The sequence below is a fragment of the Pseudomonas sp. PGPPP1 genome, from assembly GCF_002255865.1.
Lineage (GTDB): Bacteria > Pseudomonadota > Gammaproteobacteria > Pseudomonadales > Pseudomonadaceae > Aquipseudomonas > Aquipseudomonas cremoris.
Genome location: NZ_NKIG01000008.1, coordinates 47446 through 65115, shown reverse-complemented (window position 1 = coordinate 65115; position 17670 = coordinate 47446). Strand labels below are relative to the sequence as shown.

At 52.4% G+C, this 17670-nt stretch carries 16 protein-coding genes and 2 pseudogenes; 14 read left to right on the top strand and 4 right to left on the bottom strand.

What is annotated here, in order from left to right; translation table 11 throughout:
• The first annotated feature begins 130 nt into the window (after window positions 1-130).
• From CFE47_RS11730 to CFE47_RS31675, 3 genes are all read left to right on the top strand, one after another.
• On the top strand, window positions 131-1750 hold the full coding sequence (locus CFE47_RS11730; RefSeq protein WP_286837175.1) for a GMC family oxidoreductase: 1620 nt from the start codon (window positions 131-133) through the stop codon (window positions 1748-1750).
• 411 nt (window positions 1751-2161) lie between these two features.
• Entirely contained in the window at window positions 2162-2350 is a 189-nt protein-coding gene (locus CFE47_RS11725) for a hypothetical protein (protein WP_286837173.1), read from the top strand.
• The gene (locus tag CFE47_RS31675; RefSeq protein WP_353744894.1) at window positions 2301-2630 is read left to right on the top strand and encodes a LysR substrate-binding domain-containing protein; all 330 of its coding nucleotides are present in this window, start codon (window positions 2301-2303) and stop codon (window positions 2628-2630) included. Before CFE47_RS11725 ends, CFE47_RS31675 begins: the two co-directional genes overlap by 50 nt.
• Before the next feature lie 91 nt (window positions 2631-2721).
• Here CFE47_RS31675 and CFE47_RS11720 read toward each other — a convergent pair whose 3' ends face one another.
• Complete coding sequence (locus CFE47_RS11720) at window positions 2722-3084, bottom strand: winged helix-turn-helix transcriptional regulator (protein WP_286837171.1); 363 nt, start codon at window positions 3082-3084, stop codon at window positions 2722-2724.
• A 5-nt stretch (window positions 3085-3089) separates the two neighbouring features.
• Between CFE47_RS11720 and CFE47_RS11715 the strand changes: the two are divergent.
• Both CFE47_RS11715 and CFE47_RS11710 read left to right on the top strand, forming a co-directional pair.
• Window positions 3090-3661 (top strand): annotated as a pseudogene (locus CFE47_RS11715) (SDR family NAD(P)-dependent oxidoreductase); the annotation flags it as partial.
• Window positions 3662-3785: 124 nt separating this feature from the next.
• Complete coding sequence (locus CFE47_RS11710) at window positions 3786-3905, top strand: hypothetical protein (RefSeq protein ID WP_286837362.1); 120 nt, start codon at window positions 3786-3788, stop codon at window positions 3903-3905.
• A 323-nt stretch (window positions 3906-4228) separates the two neighbouring features.
• Here the strand turns inward: CFE47_RS11710 and CFE47_RS11705 are convergent, their stop codons facing one another.
• Window positions 4229-4921, bottom strand: coding sequence for a Crp/Fnr family transcriptional regulator (locus CFE47_RS11705; RefSeq protein WP_286837169.1), 693 nt, complete (start codon window positions 4919-4921; stop codon window positions 4229-4231).
• 181 nt (window positions 4922-5102) lie between these two features.
• Between CFE47_RS11705 and CFE47_RS11700 the strand changes: the two genes are divergently transcribed.
• From CFE47_RS11700 to CFE47_RS11680, 5 genes are all read left to right on the top strand, one after another.
• Entirely contained in the window at window positions 5103-5693 is a 591-nt protein-coding gene (locus CFE47_RS11700) for an HD domain-containing protein (RefSeq protein WP_286837168.1), read from the top strand.
• Between the two features lie 45 nt (window positions 5694-5738).
• On the top strand, window positions 5739-6494 hold the full coding sequence (locus CFE47_RS11695) for a class II aldolase/adducin family protein (RefSeq protein ID WP_223508356.1): 756 nt from the start codon (window positions 5739-5741) through the stop codon (window positions 6492-6494).
• Between the two features lie 270 nt (window positions 6495-6764).
• On the top strand, window positions 6765-7247 hold the full coding sequence (locus CFE47_RS11690; RefSeq protein WP_286837165.1) for a hypothetical protein: 483 nt from the start codon (window positions 6765-6767) through the stop codon (window positions 7245-7247).
• Window positions 7151-8008 (top strand): SDR family NAD(P)-dependent oxidoreductase, encoded by an 858-nt coding sequence (locus CFE47_RS11685; RefSeq protein ID WP_286837163.1) that lies wholly within the window; start codon window positions 7151-7153, stop codon window positions 8006-8008. Before CFE47_RS11690 ends, CFE47_RS11685 begins: the two co-directional genes overlap by 97 nt.
• Before the next feature lie 793 nt (window positions 8009-8801).
• A complete protein-coding gene (locus CFE47_RS11680; RefSeq protein WP_286837162.1) occupies window positions 8802-10718 on the top strand; it encodes a methyl-accepting chemotaxis protein in 1917 nt (638 codons plus the stop codon).
• A 42-nt stretch (window positions 10719-10760) separates the two neighbouring features.
• Here the strand turns inward: CFE47_RS11680 and CFE47_RS31775 are convergent.
• Window positions 10761-11026, bottom strand: a pseudogene (locus CFE47_RS31775) (IS21 family transposase); the annotation flags it as partial.
• Between the two features lie 356 nt (window positions 11027-11382).
• On the opposite strand from CFE47_RS31775, the gene CFE47_RS11675 reads away from it, so the two are divergent.
• Complete coding sequence (locus CFE47_RS11675) at window positions 11383-12681, top strand: protoporphyrinogen/coproporphyrinogen oxidase (protein WP_286837160.1); 1299 nt, start codon at window positions 11383-11385, stop codon at window positions 12679-12681.
• Window positions 12682-12729: 48 nt separating this feature from the next.
• The gene (locus CFE47_RS11670) at window positions 12730-13458 is read left to right on the top strand and encodes a TetR/AcrR family transcriptional regulator (RefSeq protein ID WP_286837158.1); all 729 of its coding nucleotides are present in this window, start codon (window positions 12730-12732) and stop codon (window positions 13456-13458) included.
• Between the two features lie 151 nt (window positions 13459-13609).
• Here the strand turns inward: CFE47_RS11670 and dsdA are convergent, their stop codons facing one another.
• Window positions 13610-14947, bottom strand: coding sequence for a D-serine ammonia-lyase (gene dsdA / locus CFE47_RS11665; protein WP_286837156.1), 1338 nt, complete (start codon window positions 14945-14947; stop codon window positions 13610-13612).
• Window positions 14948-16285: 1338 nt separating this feature from the next.
• Between dsdA and CFE47_RS11660 the strand changes: the two genes are divergently transcribed.
• Together CFE47_RS11660 and CFE47_RS11655 are read left to right on the top strand one after the other, a co-directional pair.
• Window positions 16286-16810, top strand: coding sequence for a VOC family protein (locus CFE47_RS11660; protein ID WP_223508365.1), 525 nt, complete (start codon window positions 16286-16288; stop codon window positions 16808-16810).
• A gap of 34 nt (window positions 16811-16844) precedes the next feature.
• Window positions 16845-17621, top strand: a complete 777-nt coding sequence (locus CFE47_RS11655) for a class II aldolase/adducin family protein (protein ID WP_286837152.1) — start codon at window positions 16845-16847, stop codon at window positions 17619-17621.
• The last annotated feature ends 49 nt before the right edge of the window (window positions 17622-17670 follow it).

The following is a 17670-nucleotide window of genomic DNA, read 5'->3' as shown; positions in this document are numbered from 1 at the left end:
TGACTAATATCTAATACTGGGCCCGGCCAGTGATGACGGCAATCGCCTGATGCTCGGGTTTTCAAGACGACGACCGTTTTTCATCACCCATAACAACAGCCGATAACACTATGAGTCGAGGGCGTGCCAGGTGAGCCAGGATAAGCAGGGGCAGGAGAATTTTGATTACGTCATCGTCGGTGCTGGATCGGCGGGGTGTGTGTTGGCCAATCGGCTCAGCCGCGATCCCGCCACGCGTGTCCTTCTTTTAGAGGCCGGTGGATGGGACAAGGACCCCATGATCAACTTACCCGTGGGCATTCAACCGATGACGGTCAAGCAAGCGTATCGTTGGAACGATATGTCGGAGCCGGATGCCGGCCTCAATGGTCGCCGTAATTACGTTCCCCATGGAAAGGTTATCGGGGGCGGATCCTCCATCAACTATATGGCGCACACACGTTGCCACCCTACCGATTACGATATTTGGGCCGCGGACGGCGCAACAGGTTGGAGTTACAACGAGGTGCTTCCCTTTTTCAAGGAATGTGAAGCCTGGGCGGGCGGAGGCGATGAATGGCGGGGCGGGTCAGGTGAGCTGGGCGCCATCGCCGGGAAGCTGGATGACCCAGTTTATGAGGCATGGTTTGCCTCATGTCGAGCGCTCGGTTACCCGATCACGCGTGATCACAACGGTGAGAAGCCTGAAGGCATGGGCGTTCTGCAGTACACAATCAAGAATGGCCAGCGGTCCTCGGCAGCAAAAGCTTTTCTACACCCGGTACTCCCGCGTCCCAACTTGACCGTGCGAACAGGCGCAATGGCGACCAGATTGTTGTTTGACGGTAAGCGTGCCATCGGTGTGGAGTATCTGTCGCAAGGGCAGAGATGTGTCGTGCACGCCGTCCAGACCGTGTTATGCCTGGGTGCAATCAACACCCCTCAGTTGTTAATGCTCTCGGGAGTGGGGCCAGCAGAGCACCTGCGCTCGATGGGCATTCCAATTCTCGTCGATCTCCCAGTCGGGAAAAATCTGCAGGACCATCTGGCTTTCTCAGTCATGTGGGCGCGAAAAAAAGCCGGTACGCTTCACCGTTCGTTGAGGCTTGATCAAGCGCTGATCAATATCATCCGCGCGATGGTGTTTCGCAGTGGTCCGTCGTCTCTGCTACCTGGTGTGATCCTTGGGTTTATCAAGTCCCGTGCATCGCTGAAACAGCCTGATTTGCAGCTCTATATCCAGATTCCTCCGCCGGACGCGGATGCCTGGTTTCCAGGATGGAAGAAGCCTTATCAGGACTGCCTGCAAGTAAAGGTCCAACTAATGGGCGCCCAAAGCAGGGGGGAGATAACGCTAAGGTCGCTAGACCCGAATGATCGCCCGCGTATAACTTACAATTCTCTATCCGCGCCGGCAGATATTGAAGTGATGCGTGAAGGCTTTAAACGAGCTTGTGCGCTGTTGAGTACAGACGAGATGAAACTGTACCGCGGTCAGAGGCTTTTGCCGGATCGGGCGCTCAATGACGATGCTGAAATCGATGCGTTCATTCGAGATCATGCGTTTCAGCAATACCATCCCGCCGGGACCTGCCGGATGGGAAATGATGAACGCGCGGTAGTTAATCCGGACCTGAGCGTGCGAGGGTTGGAAGGGCTCAGCGTGGCCGACGGCTCGGTCATGCCGAAACTGATCTCCGGTAATCCTAACGTACCGATCATGATGATTGCGGCCAAGGCGGCAGCGATGTGGATGAGTGCAAAGAAATGAACGGTCCTCTGACTTAATGCCTTTGTAGCTTTTGCCAAGCAATTCATTAGATTGAGTTTTGACTGCTTGATGCTGTTCTGTTGGTTGTTACCGATGGGGAGCTCTAGTGGGGAAAATTGATGCCCGATTCAATTTCATGTATTCCCCATTTCGGTTTAGCTCTGGATTTATCTCAATAATTGCGTTTGGCTTTTTTTGCCCGTCACAACATTGCGAGCAGAGGGTAGTCTGGCGTTAAGGGCTGCAGTCGAGCCATTTGCGACATTCGCAGCCTCGGATCTCGAGCCGCGAAGCTATCTTAGGGCGTGCGTCGATTGTGCGCACACTCTATACGCAACATAGTTCTCAGAGCCCAACTCCCCAAACGGCGTCGAGTTCCTCACTAAAGCTCCCCAAGTGAGCCCGAAGCACATGGTCCCGTTCATCGAAGCATTGCTTCAGGATATACAGATAATTGTTCTGTTCCCTGAAGCCATAGGGCTCGATGAGGAGCACCCGGAACACCGTGGCCAACGGCGCAAGGTGCGCACGCTGTTCCAGGCCCCACATAATGGTGAGGCCACGCCAGGCAATTTCGTCCTTGAGTCGGCCACCCGCTGACCGAACGGGAATCAATGGCCTGGGACGACCTGACAGAGCGGACTACATCAGTCTGGCTCAAGGCAGCGGCAACCGCTTTCTGATCGACCAGGCCCTCGCCAATCGTGATATACGGCCCCGGTCTTTCTGTGAAGTTAAGCACGTGCCCGAGCTCGTCAGTTTGGCAGAGGCCGGGCTCGGCGTTGGCGTGGTGCCTAAGTTAGCCATGCCGGCGGACGGAAATGCGACGTTGGTCAAGCGCTCGCTGACGAATCCCGCGATCAGCAGACCCTGGGACTGATATCACGTCGCGGACGAACACTCTCTCCAGTCGCGCGACTGCTATCTGGCTTGTTGATGGCGATCAGAAAATAACGATCTACCGCATCCTGCTAAGGCAAAGCGTCGCGGTTGGCGAAGATGCTTGCCATTTTCACCTCGTTTTCGGTTCCCCAGCTGCACAGTGGCACGATCGCGTCAGCCAGGCTGCGACCAAGTGGAGTCAGCGCGCAGTCCACGCGTGGCGGCACCTCCGTGTAGTCGGTCCGCGCCATTACGTGATCGGCTTTCAGTTCCTTCAATTGTTGGATCAGCACCTTGTCGCTGACGGCGAGGATCAAACGCTTGAGCTCGCCGTAGCGCTTCGGGCTGTCGCGCAGGGAAAACAAGATCAGCGGTTTCCACTTGCCCGAGAGGATGCGCAGCGTGGCGTTGAGCCTGCATCCGTTGTCGCAGATTTCACAAGTCTTCGTCAATTTTCCGCACGGTGAAGGGCTCGGTCTCCGATCAGGCCGACCTCGGCCGGTTCTACGCAGCAGTGAAGGCCGAACGTGGAACCCCTACATCGTCTTCGCCAATGCCGGGGGTGGGCAGCCCGCTTGCTCTTGGTGAGATCACCGCCGAGCACATTGACGAAACCTTCGACACCAATGTGAAGGGTACGATTTTCACGGTTCAAAAGGCGTTGCCGCTGATGGGCGAGGGCGGTTCGATCATACTGACCGGATCAAGCGCCGGCACCACTGGGGCACCTGCATTAAGCGCCTACAGCGCGAGCAAGGCGGCCGTGCGCAACCTCGCTTGGACCTGGGCGGAGGACCGAAGGGCACCGGCATCCGGATCAACGTGCTGTCACCCGGACCGACAACGAGCGAACTGGCGAAGCGAGCGCTGGGCGAGGAAGGCATGAAGGTCTTCGCTTCGATGAATCCGCTCCAGCGTATGGCCGATCTGGCGGAGATCGGAGCGGTGGTCGCCTTCCTCGCGTCGTCGGATAGCGGCTTCATGACCGTGAGTGAGTTCGCAGTCGACGGCGGGCTGACGCAAATCTGACTCCCCACGACCGGTCAGTCGATTTGATATACGCACCGTAGGGCGTGGTAAACCTGAGGAAAAGATATGAACTACGCAATTATCGGCTTCGGCAACCTCGGCCAGGCGCTTTGCGCGAAGCGGCATCGAAGTATTTGTCGCGACCACTCGCGACCCGGATAGCTTTGAATCCGCAGCGGCTGCGATTGTGCCCCAAGTAACTCCAAAAACACTAACGGAAGCCGTCAAGGCGGACATCCTCTAGGTTATTGATAACGTGTGCCTACCAGCATTGATTTCGAAAAACCAAGCATAGCGGCAACAGTGACTGATTGCGGGGTGAATCGAGCTTCATCAAAAAATGGATCCTTTGCCCGTTTACACTGGATGAGGCCACGATGAGAAACGAGATCAACAGCTACTTTGATAATACCGGCAGGGGGAGGCTGTGCCGAGCGTATCCACGTCACTTGGCAATCTCTAAAGTCGCCATCAAAGAACTCGAGTTGCTAATCATCGATGACACTCTCGGCACTGTGACATTTGGAGCAGGCCATTGAGGCACATCATCAATTATCAACAGCGCTATCACAATCCAGACTCCATAGCTTTCAATTTTGGCAACGACGCGATATGAACCTGTCCGTATTTCAGTATCACCGCCCCCTCGGCCGCCATTGCCTTTAGCTCAAGCGCAAGGGTCTGCCGGGTGATGCCCAGCATCATGGCCAGCGAGTCCTGAGTGATATTGAGGACGTGACGCTCATTCAGCGACAAAGATGTATCGCCGTGGGCCAGGTGCTCGAGACGACGGGCGATGCGCATGCGAGTTGAACGCAGCATACTGTCTTCGAGCATTTTTTGGACGAGGCGAGAGTGCATGGCTTGCAGCGCCGCGATCGCCCGTGCAAAACCGTTGTCATTCATCAGGCGGTCGAAATCGACGGGCTCGATACGGCGTACTTCGACCGCAGTCACAGCGCTCATGTCGTGCATCCGCGGCAGCCCATCGAGCAATGACGTCTCGCCGAACCAGTTGCCGACTTCAAACACCGTCAAAATTGCTTCTTTGCCGTCTTCACCCAAGGTCGACACTTTAAGCGCACCTTGGACCAACCCGTAGAAACAGCCCGGCGCATCGCCCTGGCGCAGGAGAAACTCTCCGGGGTTCAGGCGCTGGATTCGGCTGTTGACGAGCATTTCCTGTTGCAAGGCAGGTGCAAGGCCAGCGAACCACTGATTTTCGGCCATCTGTTTCACGAGCTGATCATTGGCAAGCATGGATACCCTCTCTTTTGTCAGCCCCCATAGTGCAGCCGCACCACAGTGCGAGCAACCCTCATCACCCTACGTAAAGAACTCGCTGAATGTAAGATTCCTTGCAGTGTCCACCAGCTCAAAAAACTACCCTCCTTTTCAGCCTGCCGCCCTTGTATGGGCGTAGTGACTAACAGGAGAGATCATGAGCAATCACACAACATTCAAAAGCTTTCAGGAGAGCACCGGTGAAGACTGGAAGCTGATTGGGTCAGAATTCATGACATACGCCCAACGCCTGCCTGATAGGGTCATCGAACATTTGCAGCAGCTCAAGGGCGACTTCGGTGGTTTCCCCATCGACCGCTATGCGCATTCACTGCAGACCGCGACACGGGCGCTGCACGACGGACGCGACGAAGAGTATGTGGTCTGCGCCCTGCTACATGACATAGGCGATACGCTCGGCGCCTACAACCATGCCGACATCGCCGCAGCTATCCTCAAACCCTTCATCAGCGAGGCTAACCACTGGATGATCGCCCATCACGGGATTTTCCAGGGGCATTATTTCTTTCATCACATCGGCTTGGATCGCAACGTGCGCGATCAGTTCGCCGACCATCCGCACTACGCTCACACCGAGCAATTCTGCGAGCTTTATGACAGCCCTGCCTTCGATCGTGACTACGAAACGCTGCCTTTCGAAGCTTTCGAACCCATGCTGCGCAAGGTCATGCGCCAACCATTGCGCAGCCAGTATGTCTCGGAAATGACTGCTGAGATTACGCAATAGCATTTCAACCTCGGTCGGCCCACCTACAAAAACAAGGAAATATCCATGCACATCCCTTCGATCAAAAATATTGTCAGCCCAGAGGAATGGCAACTGCGTTGTGACCTGGCCGCCTGCTATCGACTTGTGGCGCATTTCGGCTGGACAGATCTGGTCTTCACCCACATCAGCGCCCGACTGCCCGGTGACGAGCATCGCTTCCTGATCAATCCCTACGGTTTGCTGTTCGACGAAATCACAGCGTCGTCGTTGATCGTCGTCGATCAGATGGGCAACAAGCTCAACGCCTCGGAGTTTTCGGTAAACCGTGCCGGCTTCGTGATTCATAGCGCCATCCACGCATTACGGGATGACGTGCAATGCGTCCTGCATACCCACACCAGAGCAGGTATCGCGGTCAGTGCGCAGAAATGCGGCGTACTTCCTATTTCCCAGCAGTCCACCTTTGTCCTGAGCTCATTGGCCTACCACGACTACGAAGGGGTGGCGGTGCGCGACGAGGAACGAGCGACGCTGCAAGCCGACCTCGGCGAATCGACCTTTTTAATGCTGCGCAACCACGGCCTGCTCACTGTCGGCAGATCAATCCCGGATGCGTTTTTGGCCATGTACCTGTTCGAGACCACCTGCCAGATCCAGTTGGCGGCGCAGGCCGGTGGCGAGTTGGTCACCGTGAATGAGGCCATCATCGACGGCATACAGCAGGTGGCCAAGATGCAAACCGAAGATCAAGGCGGTGCTTTCGTCTGGCCAGCGTTGCTGCGAAAACTGGAACGAATGGACAGCGACTATCGTACGTAACGTCAGTCAGGAAGTGTTGGGATTGCCATTCTTAAAATAATGGGGCATCGCTTATGAAGACGACCTTGCTCGATGCCTCCGTTGTGGCTAGTCATGTGGTTACCGATAACCTTGATGCGCTCTACCGTAGATCCCCCGGCGACTGATCCGCCTGCTTTTCCTGTGCTGTGTGCTCAACTTCCTGGACCGCATCAATATCGGTTACGCCCAACTGCAGAAGCCTGTTTCAGTGATGCGGTCTACGGGTTCGGGTACGGGTTTGGCGCGGGCATGTTTTACGTCGGTTATACCTTTGGCGCCGTTGCCATGGTCTGGTATGGGCGCCGCTCTTCAGACGCCAAGAGCGACATTGGCATTTTTTGCAATCGTCACATTCTGTGCAGGCAGGGGCTAATGATGACCATCGTGACTACGGGCCACTTGTGGATTTCGCTGGTACTCCTGGCAATCACAACCGCCGGTATCGCCGCGATCACTAGTCTGGGCAGCCTCGCAGGTGTGGACAGCCCTGCTACGATCGGTTTGATCAAAACCCCCACCGGCAGCTTCATCCTAGGTCTTTACGCAGTTGTCGCGGTCATGGGGTTGGGGCGGTCTGGTCATGCTGCGCAGTCGAACCTTTATGTCATCCTTATTTCAACGTGGAGAAATTATTTATGTCATTCAAAGATGAAGTGGTATGGATCACCGGTGCGTCCTCAGGCATCGGCGAAGGATTGGCCGAAGCTTTCCTGCGCGAAGGGGCTTGGGTGATTCTTTCCGGGCGACGGGTCAGCGAGCTGGATCGGGTCGCGGCCCAAGCGCCTGATCGGGCGCTGGTGCTGCCGTTCGATACCACCGACTACGCCGCCCTTGCCGATTTGGTCGAGCGCGCCTGGAACTGGCGTGGCCGAGTAGACCGCTTGATCAACAACGCCGGTATCAGCCAAAGAAGCCTGGCGCTGGACACGAACTGGGACGTCTATCGGCAATTGATGGAGGTAAACTACTTTGCCCCCGTGGCGCTGACTCGACAGTTGTTGCCGCTGATGGTGGAACGGCGTAGCGGGCAGATCGCGGTGGTCAGTTCGGTTGCCGGCAAAGTCGGTGCCCCGCTGCGTACTGGCTATTGCGGGGCCAAACACGCGGTTGTCGGTTATTTCGATGCCTTGCGCGCAGAAGTCGAAGCGGCTTACGGCATTCAGGTAAGCGTGATCCTGCCAGGTTCGGTGCGGACATCGGTTGCCATTAACTCATTGGAAGGCAACGGTACTTTGCGAGGCCGTTCCGACGACAATATTGAACACGGCATACCCGTGAAAACTGCAGCCGAGCTGATTCTGAATGGCTTGAAAATCAATAGTCGGGAAATTGTAGTGGCCGAAGGTATGGAGGCGATGGCCCTGCGGCTGCGCACTCAAGACCCGGAGCAGCTCTACGCAGTGACGGCCCAGGAGGGAGTACGTCTGGCGAAACTTCGTGAGGAGCTGGGGGGCGGTGTTTCCTTGGATCCCGCTAAGCTTTCACCAGGCTAAAGACAACTTCGACGTCTTGAGACATGGACCAAGGCCGATCTTGTTTGCTTCGAGCAATTTAGCGTTCAGAGATAGCCCGTAGAAGCAAGAGGCACTGATAGGTAAATCTCGTCCGCTTAGCAGAGCTGAAATGCAAGGCGGTCGACACGTTGGTGAATATCACTGCTGTTTCACCTGGTGTTGGTCAGGCTGTCGGATGCTCGGTGGCTACCAGCAATCGGGCAATGGTCGTGAATGGGGTAGTGCTGGAATCGACGAGTTTCTAGAAACGAAATCGATTTTTCTCGGTTAGTTTTTAACGCTCCTATGGTCGTGTGATCTGGGGAGCGTCTTAGGGAACGGTTGACGCTAATTCGGCGGTAAACTACCGAGAAACGGCTCTTCTGAAAGGTAATGACGTAAGTAGGTAATCATTAGAGTTTTGCTATCTTCGAATGCTTCGTCATTCAAGGTGCTTCGCCGATCTATCACTATCTCAATTGTCGATGCAGTATAAATTAGTCAATCCAACGGAGAGCTTTCTCTATTGATCTTCCCGGCATTCTAGAGATTGTGAGTGCGTCCAAAAAAACGCCCCATTGGCGTTCAAGAATATATATGTAGCAGGTGCTGCAATTCCAAGTTCAGGAGCGGTGAGGGCTATGCCATGTCGGTATAACCGTCATAGTCCACTTATATTTAGTTTGGTTTGCAGTTGATAACTATTCGAGCCGTCTGATCATACTAATAATGCCCAGCGTAAGGAGTCACTGTGCAGCACCTAACTCGCATTCTGCTCGACTTGAGTCTTCGTATGAAAATGATGATTGGTTTTGGTCTCATTTTTACGATTACTTTGGCAATATCATGGCTTGGGCAGCGAACTCTGGAGAATAACCAGCAAAGCTACGAGGACCTGTTACGCATACGAGATATCGATACCAATCTGGCTCTAGCTCGCCAGCAAGAAAAAAATTATCTGATGCGCGGTCAGGCCCAGTTCATAGAGCAAGCAATTACGTTGGTCAATGAAGTCAGTGACCAAGCCAAGCGTGGTGAGGTGCTGCTACCTAGTGAGGAGAGTAGGGGTTTGATGCGGCAGGTCCAACAGAATGTCATCCGTTATCGAGAGGATTTGCAGCTGCTGCGCAGGGCCACTGAAGAGAACCATGCTGCTCAAAAGGCCATGGAGGACTCGGCTGGAGCAGCGCTGGAGCGTTTCGAGGTTCTCGCTGAGCGCCTGCGTGAAGCGACTGTAACAAGGATCCAGCAGTCCAATGATCAGAGCAGTCTTACTTTGCTCGATCAGGCTTATCAAGCAAACGCTCTGGCTTCCGAGTTATTGGAAACTCGGCGCGTCGAGAAAGATTTCTTATTGAGCGAAGATGAACAGTACATCAATCTGATGGAAGAGCACTTCATGTCGCTTACTGCTAATGGAGAGCAATTGTTGGCGCTGAGTCATGATTCGGATATTCGCAAGACCACCGACGAGGCCATGCAGCTGCTCGAGGGGTACCGCAAACAATTTGCCAAGCTGCACGAAGTTGTTCTAGAGCGTCTGGGCAATGAAAAGTCAATGGGTGCAAGTGCTCGCGCTGTAACAGAGGTTACCAAGAAGTCGCTAGCACAAGAGCGTTTACAACTGGAATATGAGTCCAGCAAGGCGAAACGTATGCTGACAGGGGCTGCTTTAGTAGCCTTGTTTGTAGGTGTTATTTGTGCGCTTATGATTACTCATTTGATTGTCGGACCATTACGGCGCGTCGTCGAGGTTGCCAGGCAGGTCGCTGGTGGCGATCTTACTGTGATGCTGAAGAGCGACCGCCGAGATGAACTTGGCCAACTGATGTTGGCCATACAGCAGATGACAACGAGTTTGCGGGCTTTGCTAGGAGGGCTAGGGAGCGGTATCGCACAACTCGCCTCTGCAGCAGGGACGCTTTCGGCTGTGACAGAGCAAACCAATATCGGGGTCGCTGAGCAACTTCTCGAAACGGAGCAGGTAGCTACCGCAATGAATGAAATGGTTGCCAATGTCCAAGAGGTCGCGCGCAATGCAGACATTGCTGCTAGCTCTGCTCGCCAGGCAGATGAGCAGACCCGAAGGGGGGGGCAGGTGGTGCAGAAAGCTATTGTCAGCATCGAGCAACTGGCCCGGTCCGTTGAAATATCGGCAGAAACTATTAGCAACCTCAAAGGTGACAGCTCAAATATCAGCGCTGTTCTTGATGTCATCAAAGGAATTGCCGAGCAAACGAATCTACTAGCTCTCAATGCGTCCATCGAGGCGGCCCGTGCCGGAGAAGCTGGGCGCGGTTTTGCCGTAGTTGCTGAGGAAGTGCGAGCGCTGGCGCGACGCACTCATCAATCTACTGCGAAAATTGAGCAACTGATCGTTACCCTGCAATGCGGCGCTGAAGGTGCTGTAGGCGTGATGACGAAAAGTCGTGGCATGACCGGCGAAAGTGTTGCTGCTGCACGTAGGGCAGGTGAAGCTCTAGTACTCATTGATCAGGCCGTTTCGCATATCGAACAAATGAACCAACAAATCGCTACTGCTGCGGAACAACAAAGTTGTGCGGCAGAAGGAATTAATCGCAGTATTAGCAGCATTCGTGTCATCGCTGAGCAATCTGCTGTAACCAGTGAGAAGACCTCGATTTCCAGTGCCAATCTGGCGCAACTAGGGGGCGAGCTGCAGGAGCTGGTTAGCCGATTCCGTCTGTAGCGCAAGTGCGTTCAGGCTTCGCCTGAGAAGCCGCAACGGCTAGGGTAGATCGGCACGGTGCACCATTGCGTAGCGCGCCGGGTTTGCGTTCGATGATTGGTACATAAGCTGCCAGTCAAAAAACGAACCTGATCTTGAAAGCACCAAATAGCAATTCGCGCCATGCCGATCTGGCAAGTGCTGGAGGCCCTTACAGTGTGCTCGGCGAGCCCTCAAGGCTGTCGGCAGCGGCATTTCCTCGACCCGCTCCAATACTTGGCCGCCGTCAGCCCGTCCCCCTGCGGATGCACCAACTTGCGATAGGGAGTAGTTGGACACTTGGATCAGTTTCCACTCGTCAGGAACAGCCTTTACTGCGGCGATTTTCGGTAAACGGCGGCACTTGGAGATCCATGCAGGCGGATTAGTGAAGCCGCGGAAAGTCCAGGTATAACAAGGAAGTCGCGAAAGAACGCTTCTGGCGAAAGTCGTGAATTCTGTTTCTTAGCCTTGCAGCAGGTTGAAAGGGCTTTGTCGCGCGCATTTTCCGTTTAATAAGGTCATTCGACGCTCTCTACGGGCCATAATTCGCCAAAAAAACCTGACTTTAGTCAGGAAAATGTTGCGAGTCGACGATGGTATCGGCATCATCTGACCTTTAAATTATCTTCAGACGAGCCTTCTTATGAACGACATCATTGTGATTGGGGCTGGTCTATCCGGCCTAACTGCGGCCAGTACGCTCAAGGCTGCGGGGAAAAACGTTGTAGTGCTTGAGGGTTCAAATCGCGCTGGTGGGCGCACAATGCGCATCACTCACAAGGGTGATGCTGCAGAGGCAGGTGCACAGGGCGTTCACTCCAGTTATTTGGAGTTAATCAAATTAGTAAAGCGACATGGGCTGAGTGGAGATTTGATTCCTCAAAGCAATGTTCAGGCATGCTATCTCTCCCGTTCAGGTGGGCAAGTTTTCCCATCTGGAAATTTGGGGATAACAAAGCTTCTTGGCGTAAGAGGTACCGCTGAGCTGGCTTGGTTCATGGCTCGCTATATGCTGATGATGAAAAAGTTCTCGCTCTACGAAACTCACCGTGATATTCCGGAATACGACAATGTGTCGACCGCGCAAGCTTTCAGTGGGGCTAGCGAGGAATTTAAAGATTACTTTCTGCGCCCTGCTGCACATGCGATGGTTGGCACTGATATCGAGCATACCAACCTTTATCACTTTTTGAATTTGGTCAAGCTAGTTCTAACTACTAAAGTCATGACGTTGCGCAGGGGGAACGCATCATTGGCCGAGACGATTGCGGACACATTGGACGTACGGTATGAATCAGCAGTTGATAAGCTTCTTTATGAGCGTGGTCGTGTGACGGGTGTATTGCTTAACAGCGGTGCAACCATGAAAGCTGATCATGTCATCGTGGCGTGCCCGATTGATGCTGCCGCTAAAATCGTGCCAGAAGAATTGGTAGCGCAGCGGAAGTTTTTATCAGAGTTTCCTAATGTACCTCTCTCTCTGGTTTATTTCTTTCTAGATCGCCCTCTCCAAGCGCCTGCTTATGTCTACATGGGGCATGGGTATCGTAAGACAACCTTCAACATGGCGTTGAACCATACACTCAAAACGCCGCACCTTGTCCCAAGTGGCAAGACCATTATTTCTGCATGGCCTTGTTATCCCGACTCGGCACTGCTTGCGCAGCAGAGCGATGCCGAGATTATTGCTAAGGCCTTGGATGATATGGAGTTATTTTTCCCCGGTATTGCAGGCATGATTGAGGAGGTCAAGGTTCAGCGTCACCATTGGGGGTTTGCACGACTTTCGCCTGGCATGCATGCTAAGATAATTGAGTTTAAGCGCCAAGCCCAGCAGTTGCGGGGCGTTTCATTTGCCGGTAACGACTATGATGGCGTACACATGGAGTCTGCTGTTCAAAGCGGTGCTAGGGCGGCAGAGCGGGTGATTAGGGGGCAATAAAGCCTGCTCTTCACTCAATATTACTTTTAGCAGAAGTGTAGCGTTGACGTGAAGAAAGAGGATGATGATCTCGCAAGAGATGATATTACAAATGTTCGAGAGAAAGCATCTCATCGTAAGGGGCGTACAACTGAGGTTGTACGTTCTGCCCGTGTGCCAACTCAAGAAAGGAGTAAAAAGCGCTATCAGGCGATCTTAGATGCGACTTTAGAGATTTTACAGAGTGCAAATATTGAAGATATAAGTTTGCATGATATCGGTAGGGTAACTGGATTGCCTGCGCCTTCCGTCCACTATCTATTCAATACAGTCACCGCAATATTCATTGAATTGAACAAAATTTTCAATGAGCAGCTAACGAAGAATATCATCGCTCACTCTCAGAATCTGGAAATCCACCAGCTTGGTAGCTGGCAGGACTTGGTTAGGTCTTCTCTAACGATAGCCAGAAACGAGCTGAATAGTAATAGGGCGATGTCTGAAATCATGTTGGGTCCCATCATGCATCGTTCGATGAGGGTGAAGAATCTGGAGACTAACAGGTATCACGGTGCTGCCAGTTTGGAGCTGTTGGAGCAATATTTTTCAGTGCCGGCGATTCCTAATATGGCGACCTATCTGATGTTTTCAGCGGAGTTGGTTGATGGCTTGTGGTGCGGAGCTTATGCCCGCTATGGGGCCATTGATGACGAAACATTTGCAGAGTCCGTCAGGGCAAATCTTGCCTACCTTCGTTGTTACTTTCCGGAGACTATGGTCGTGCGTCGAGATATGTGAGGCCTGTTTTTTTACGACGGAGTTTCTAGGAAGCCCGACTTACCACGTCGGGATCCACTTCTCGCGGTACGGAATCTCCTGCAACTTGTAGTTCGTTGATAACGCTTTATATGTTTGAGGGGCCGGTGATTAAGCTTCCCCCTGCGGAGCGTTAGCTCTCGAGCATTAGCTTTTTACCACGCGCATAAAACTTCTCGTACTCGTCTTGTGGGACGAATAACCCGCCAGTCGTCCATAAAATGTGAGTGGCATTGCTCATCTTCCCTAGCAGGCCTTTCTCTCTAAGATAATTCTCTCCGAGTGGTGAGCCAACGAGCCATTGTGGGCCGTCAAATGCTGCTGCGGCCGATGGCTCGATTCGCAGTGATTCAGTTATTGAAGCACTGTATAGGTGGTGAAAAAGTCGATCATCGTTCACCGTAAATACGCCAGAAATAGTAGGGCGCATGACTTGTACCGCGCATTCAGATGCTCTCGGTACGGCAAGTCCGTCGGCCTCTGTGCAGTTGTCTAGCCCGAGGTCATAGACGCTGGGATGTTTACCACTATTATCCTTGCTGGCCACGAGAAAGCATGGGGCGGCGGTTGGCTCCGCGAAGAAGCAATGGACGTTCGGTCCGAACAGGTGAGCCAGACCAAATGCTACACCGCCTGGTGCGCCACCAACTCCGCAAGGTATGTATACGAACAGGGGGTGCTCTTCGCCTACTGAGATCCCATGTGAGGACAATTGATGCCGCAGACCTAGGGCTGCGGCACTGTAGCCTGAAAAAAGAGAAAAGGAACTCTCGTCATCAACGAAGTGGCAGAAGGGGTCTGCTGCCGCTGCTTTGCGACCTGCTTCCACGGCAGCAGCATAATCGCCCTCATGTTCAATGACGGCTACGCCGCGATCACGAAGACGCTGCTTCTTCCATTCTTTTGCATCCGCCGACATGTGGACGCTAGCTTGAAATCCCAAAGCGGAAGCAATGACGCCGATGCTCAAGCCAAGATTGCCTGTGGAGCCAACTGCTACCTTGTACCTGGAAAGTAGCTGCTTTCCGGATTGGCTGAGTACTGGCTCAAGGTTATCTGGGGTGGCTAGGCCGTGACGTAAAACGATATCTTCGGCGAATTGAAGTATTTCGTGGATACCACCGCGGGCTTTGATAGAGCCTGCTATTGGCAAATTGTGATCTGTTTTTACAAATAGTTGTCCGAATTCTGCGCGCAATCCTAGGGACTTTTGGAGAGTCGGTGTCGGTATCAATTCCGACTCGATGTTGCCTTTGGATTTCTCCAGCTCAGGGAAAAGGATCTTCAATACTGTCTTGAATCGGTCAAAGCGATCCGCGGCATGGAAGATGTCCTTTGGACCTATATTTCGATCTCCCCAAGTGTCTCCAGGTTTACCATTCACGTTGCGATCAGGGTTTATCCAAAGCAGAGGTATCTGTTGCTTAAGTTCGTGGTCGATATTATTTTTTTCGGGAATTTTAGTCTTCATGATTTTATCTCCAAACAAGGCGGTGAACGGCATAGGGTAGGTCTACTGTCCGAATATTTTGTCTGATACCTAGATAGGCGATCATCGTTTTCTGGGTGCTTGGATTGCTTGAGACCATTGTTGCCATGGTCGAGGCATCCATTAAACTAAGATTTTCCACGCCATTTTTTTGCCCTACGCTGGCTGAATTTGGTTTTCGTGCTTGTATTTGAGGCCAATCGTCTTTTGCTCGTTCATCAGAACTTTTGTGGCGAAGTATTCGGTCCGAACCGTGAGGTAGGAACGATGAAGCCGAATTTTGTGGAGGAGCGGCGATCGCCTCCACATAGTTTGTCGGCGCGAACGCAGCCGGCTGTTCCGCCGCCAGTGCTGATGTGGTCGTATTCGATGACGTTGTTTTGCTGTGGCACGTTTGTCCCTCCTATGTGTTTAACAAAAATTGCTGGCGCTTCGATCCGGCACTACTGTCGAGGCAAGGGTATGCACCTCTCTACCTCGATGCCGAGGGCTTAGGCTGCATCTCAAACCAAATTTAAGTCAAGAAATGAAGTGATGTAGAGCAGCCTGAATGCAAACCATGGGGCGTTTCTGTCCCGATCGCTGCCGATCTTTATTGGCGCTAAACGCAGGCGTTATCGTCAGTTCACGACGCGTGCGCTGGATTTTGAGCCGTGTCAGTTTCAGATATCAGGTTCTGATAAAGGTGGATCCAGTCAGGGTCTTAAGCTGATGTATGTCGGATATTAATTCTCCTGAACTGCGTGCGGAAGGGCTCGTTGGGTGCCATTTGGTCAGCGGAGTTTCGATTCTGGCGCGAAACCAGGCTTGGCTTTCCCGACTTAATCGCTAGGTGCCAATCTCCGTCAGCCGATTTGTGGATACGTCGTTTCCGCAGACCGTTCTGTCTCTGAAAATTCAGTTCAACCCCTTATTACGTTGGATTTGAGGTGGGCGAGGAGGAGCTTTTGGATCAACCGAGCATTCACTTGGCCGCTCGCTTGTGAGTCCTCCGTACATGTGTCGCTGTTACTCAGGTTTCCTTCGAAGCGGACATCCTGTTTGGAGCCTCCCTAAAATAGCCTCGCTTTGAGTGTATGAGACGCTTCGGTTTCAGGATCAGCGCTGCCTGCCGGGTGCATGCATAGCCATGGCTGATTGCGTTGCGAGGAAAAAACAGACTTAAGCCTGCTTTATATACTACTATGGTATTAATATTTAATTTTTAATTCATTTTCGTTCCTAAAAATTGGCGTTACGGCTTGCGAGTATGCATCCGCTGAAATAATATCTGACTAATGTCGATTTTAATGAGCTGAGCAACATTAGTAGGAGCAAAAATTGATCAAGCATCAGATTGGTTCAATCATGCAGCAGGCCTACCTCGTAGATGACCTCGATAGCTCCATTGAGGAGTGGCTGGCTTTGGGGGTTGGGCCGTTTTTCGTCTCCAGGCATCCCAAGTACAAAACTCAGGTGTATCGCGGTCAGCCCATAGAAAGCGATTTCAGCGCAGCGTTCGCTTACTCCGGCGACATTCAAATTGAATTAATTCAACTGCACGACGACGGGCCGTCTGCGTTTAAAGAGTTTCTGCAAAATCAAGGCTTCGGAGTGCATCATGTCGGTGTTTTGACAGACAGTATCTCTGCAGACATAGAAGCACTTGAATTGCTTGGCTATTCTCTAGTTCAGCGAATGATGTCTGCGATTGACATTGAAACAGCCTTTATGTCCATTCCGCACAAGTGCGGAGCGACTCTCGAACTGATTCAGCGCTCGCCGACGCTGGATGCTGGATTTGGAATGATGAAGCAAATTACCCAGTCGTGGGATGGCACAGGGCAGGCTGTTCACGAGTTTTGATCTTTATTCAATCGTGGTTAGAAGGAAAAGAAAAATGCCTAAAATTGGTGACATTGAATATCCATCCTTAAAAGGGGAAGTTTCTGAAGAAGAGTGGTCTGCAAGAGTGCAGCTCGCGGCACTCTGTCGTTTGGTTCCGGCCATGGGGTGGGACGATTTATCCAATCAACTGGTCTCCTGCAGAATAGGTAAAGATTTTCTATTTATTCCCGCTGGTGTTCTATTTGAAGAGATGACTGCTTCATGTCTTCTGAAAGTGAATATGGAAGGGGAAATTATTTCTGATAGCCCTTTTAAAATCGTTCCGAATGTTTGGCATCCAATGCGTGCGGTGTTCGAGGTGCGGCCAGATGCCAATACCGTTATTCATACTCACGATGATTATATCGCTGCAGTCGCCGCCACCAAGCATGGACTACTACCGATTTCGCAACCTGCCGCATTGGTAATTGCCGCTGGAATTTCATACCACACATATGAAGGGGCTGAGACATATGCAGAACGGATTCCTGGGATGCGGCGAGATCTAGGATCATCGAATTTTTCACTGTTGTTGCGTAACCATGGTGTAGTGACGCTGGCGCCCACTATCGATTCTGCTTTCATGCTTCACCATCTAGTCAGGAAAGCCTGCCGAATTCAAGTTATGAGCGGCGTTAATAGTGGCGCTGAAGTAACTCATATTTCTGCGGATGTGGTTGCTTCTTTTCCGATTGAGTTGTTGAGGGCAAGCGTTGGTGATGGCAGTAATAACGCATGGCCAGGTTTGCTGAGAAAATTGTACCGTGAAGATCCCAGTTTTCAAAGTTGAGAAAATATCGGTCTGTAAGTTTCTGCGGTAGATGCTGTCTGAATTTACT

Bases quoted from the DNA above. Each gene is read 5' to 3' on its own strand.
- CFE47_RS11655 (WP_286837152.1), top strand. From the start codon at position 16,845: ATGCCTAAAATTGGTGACATTGAATATCCATCCTTAAAAGGGGAAGTT.
- CFE47_RS11725 (WP_286837173.1), top strand. From the start codon at position 2,162: ATGGTCCCGTTCATCGAAGCATTGCTTCAGGATATACAGATAATTGTT.
- CFE47_RS11695 (WP_223508356.1), top strand. From the start codon at position 5,739: ATGCACATCCCTTCGATCAAAAATATTGTCAGCCCAGAGGAATGGCAA.
- CFE47_RS11675 (WP_286837160.1), top strand. From the start codon at position 11,383: ATGAACGACATCATTGTGATTGGGGCTGGTCTATCCGGCCTAACTGCG.
- dsdA (WP_286837156.1), bottom strand. From the start codon at position 14,947: ATGAAGACTAAAATTCCCGAAAAAAATAATATCGACCACGAACTTAAG.
- CFE47_RS31675 (WP_353744894.1), top strand. From the start codon at position 2,301: ATGGTGAGGCCACGCCAGGCAATTTCGTCCTTGAGTCGGCCACCCGCT.
- CFE47_RS11680 (WP_286837162.1), top strand. From the start codon at position 8,802: ATGAAAATGATGATTGGTTTTGGTCTCATTTTTACGATTACTTTGGCA.
- CFE47_RS11690 (WP_286837165.1), top strand. From the start codon at position 6,765: ATGTTTTACGTCGGTTATACCTTTGGCGCCGTTGCCATGGTCTGGTAT.
- CFE47_RS11685 (WP_286837163.1), top strand. From the start codon at position 7,151: ATGTCATTCAAAGATGAAGTGGTATGGATCACCGGTGCGTCCTCAGGC.
- CFE47_RS11700 (WP_286837168.1), top strand. From the start codon at position 5,103: ATGAGCAATCACACAACATTCAAAAGCTTTCAGGAGAGCACCGGTGAA.
- CFE47_RS11705 (WP_286837169.1), bottom strand. From the start codon at position 4,921: ATGCTTGCCAATGATCAGCTCGTGAAACAGATGGCCGAAAATCAGTGG.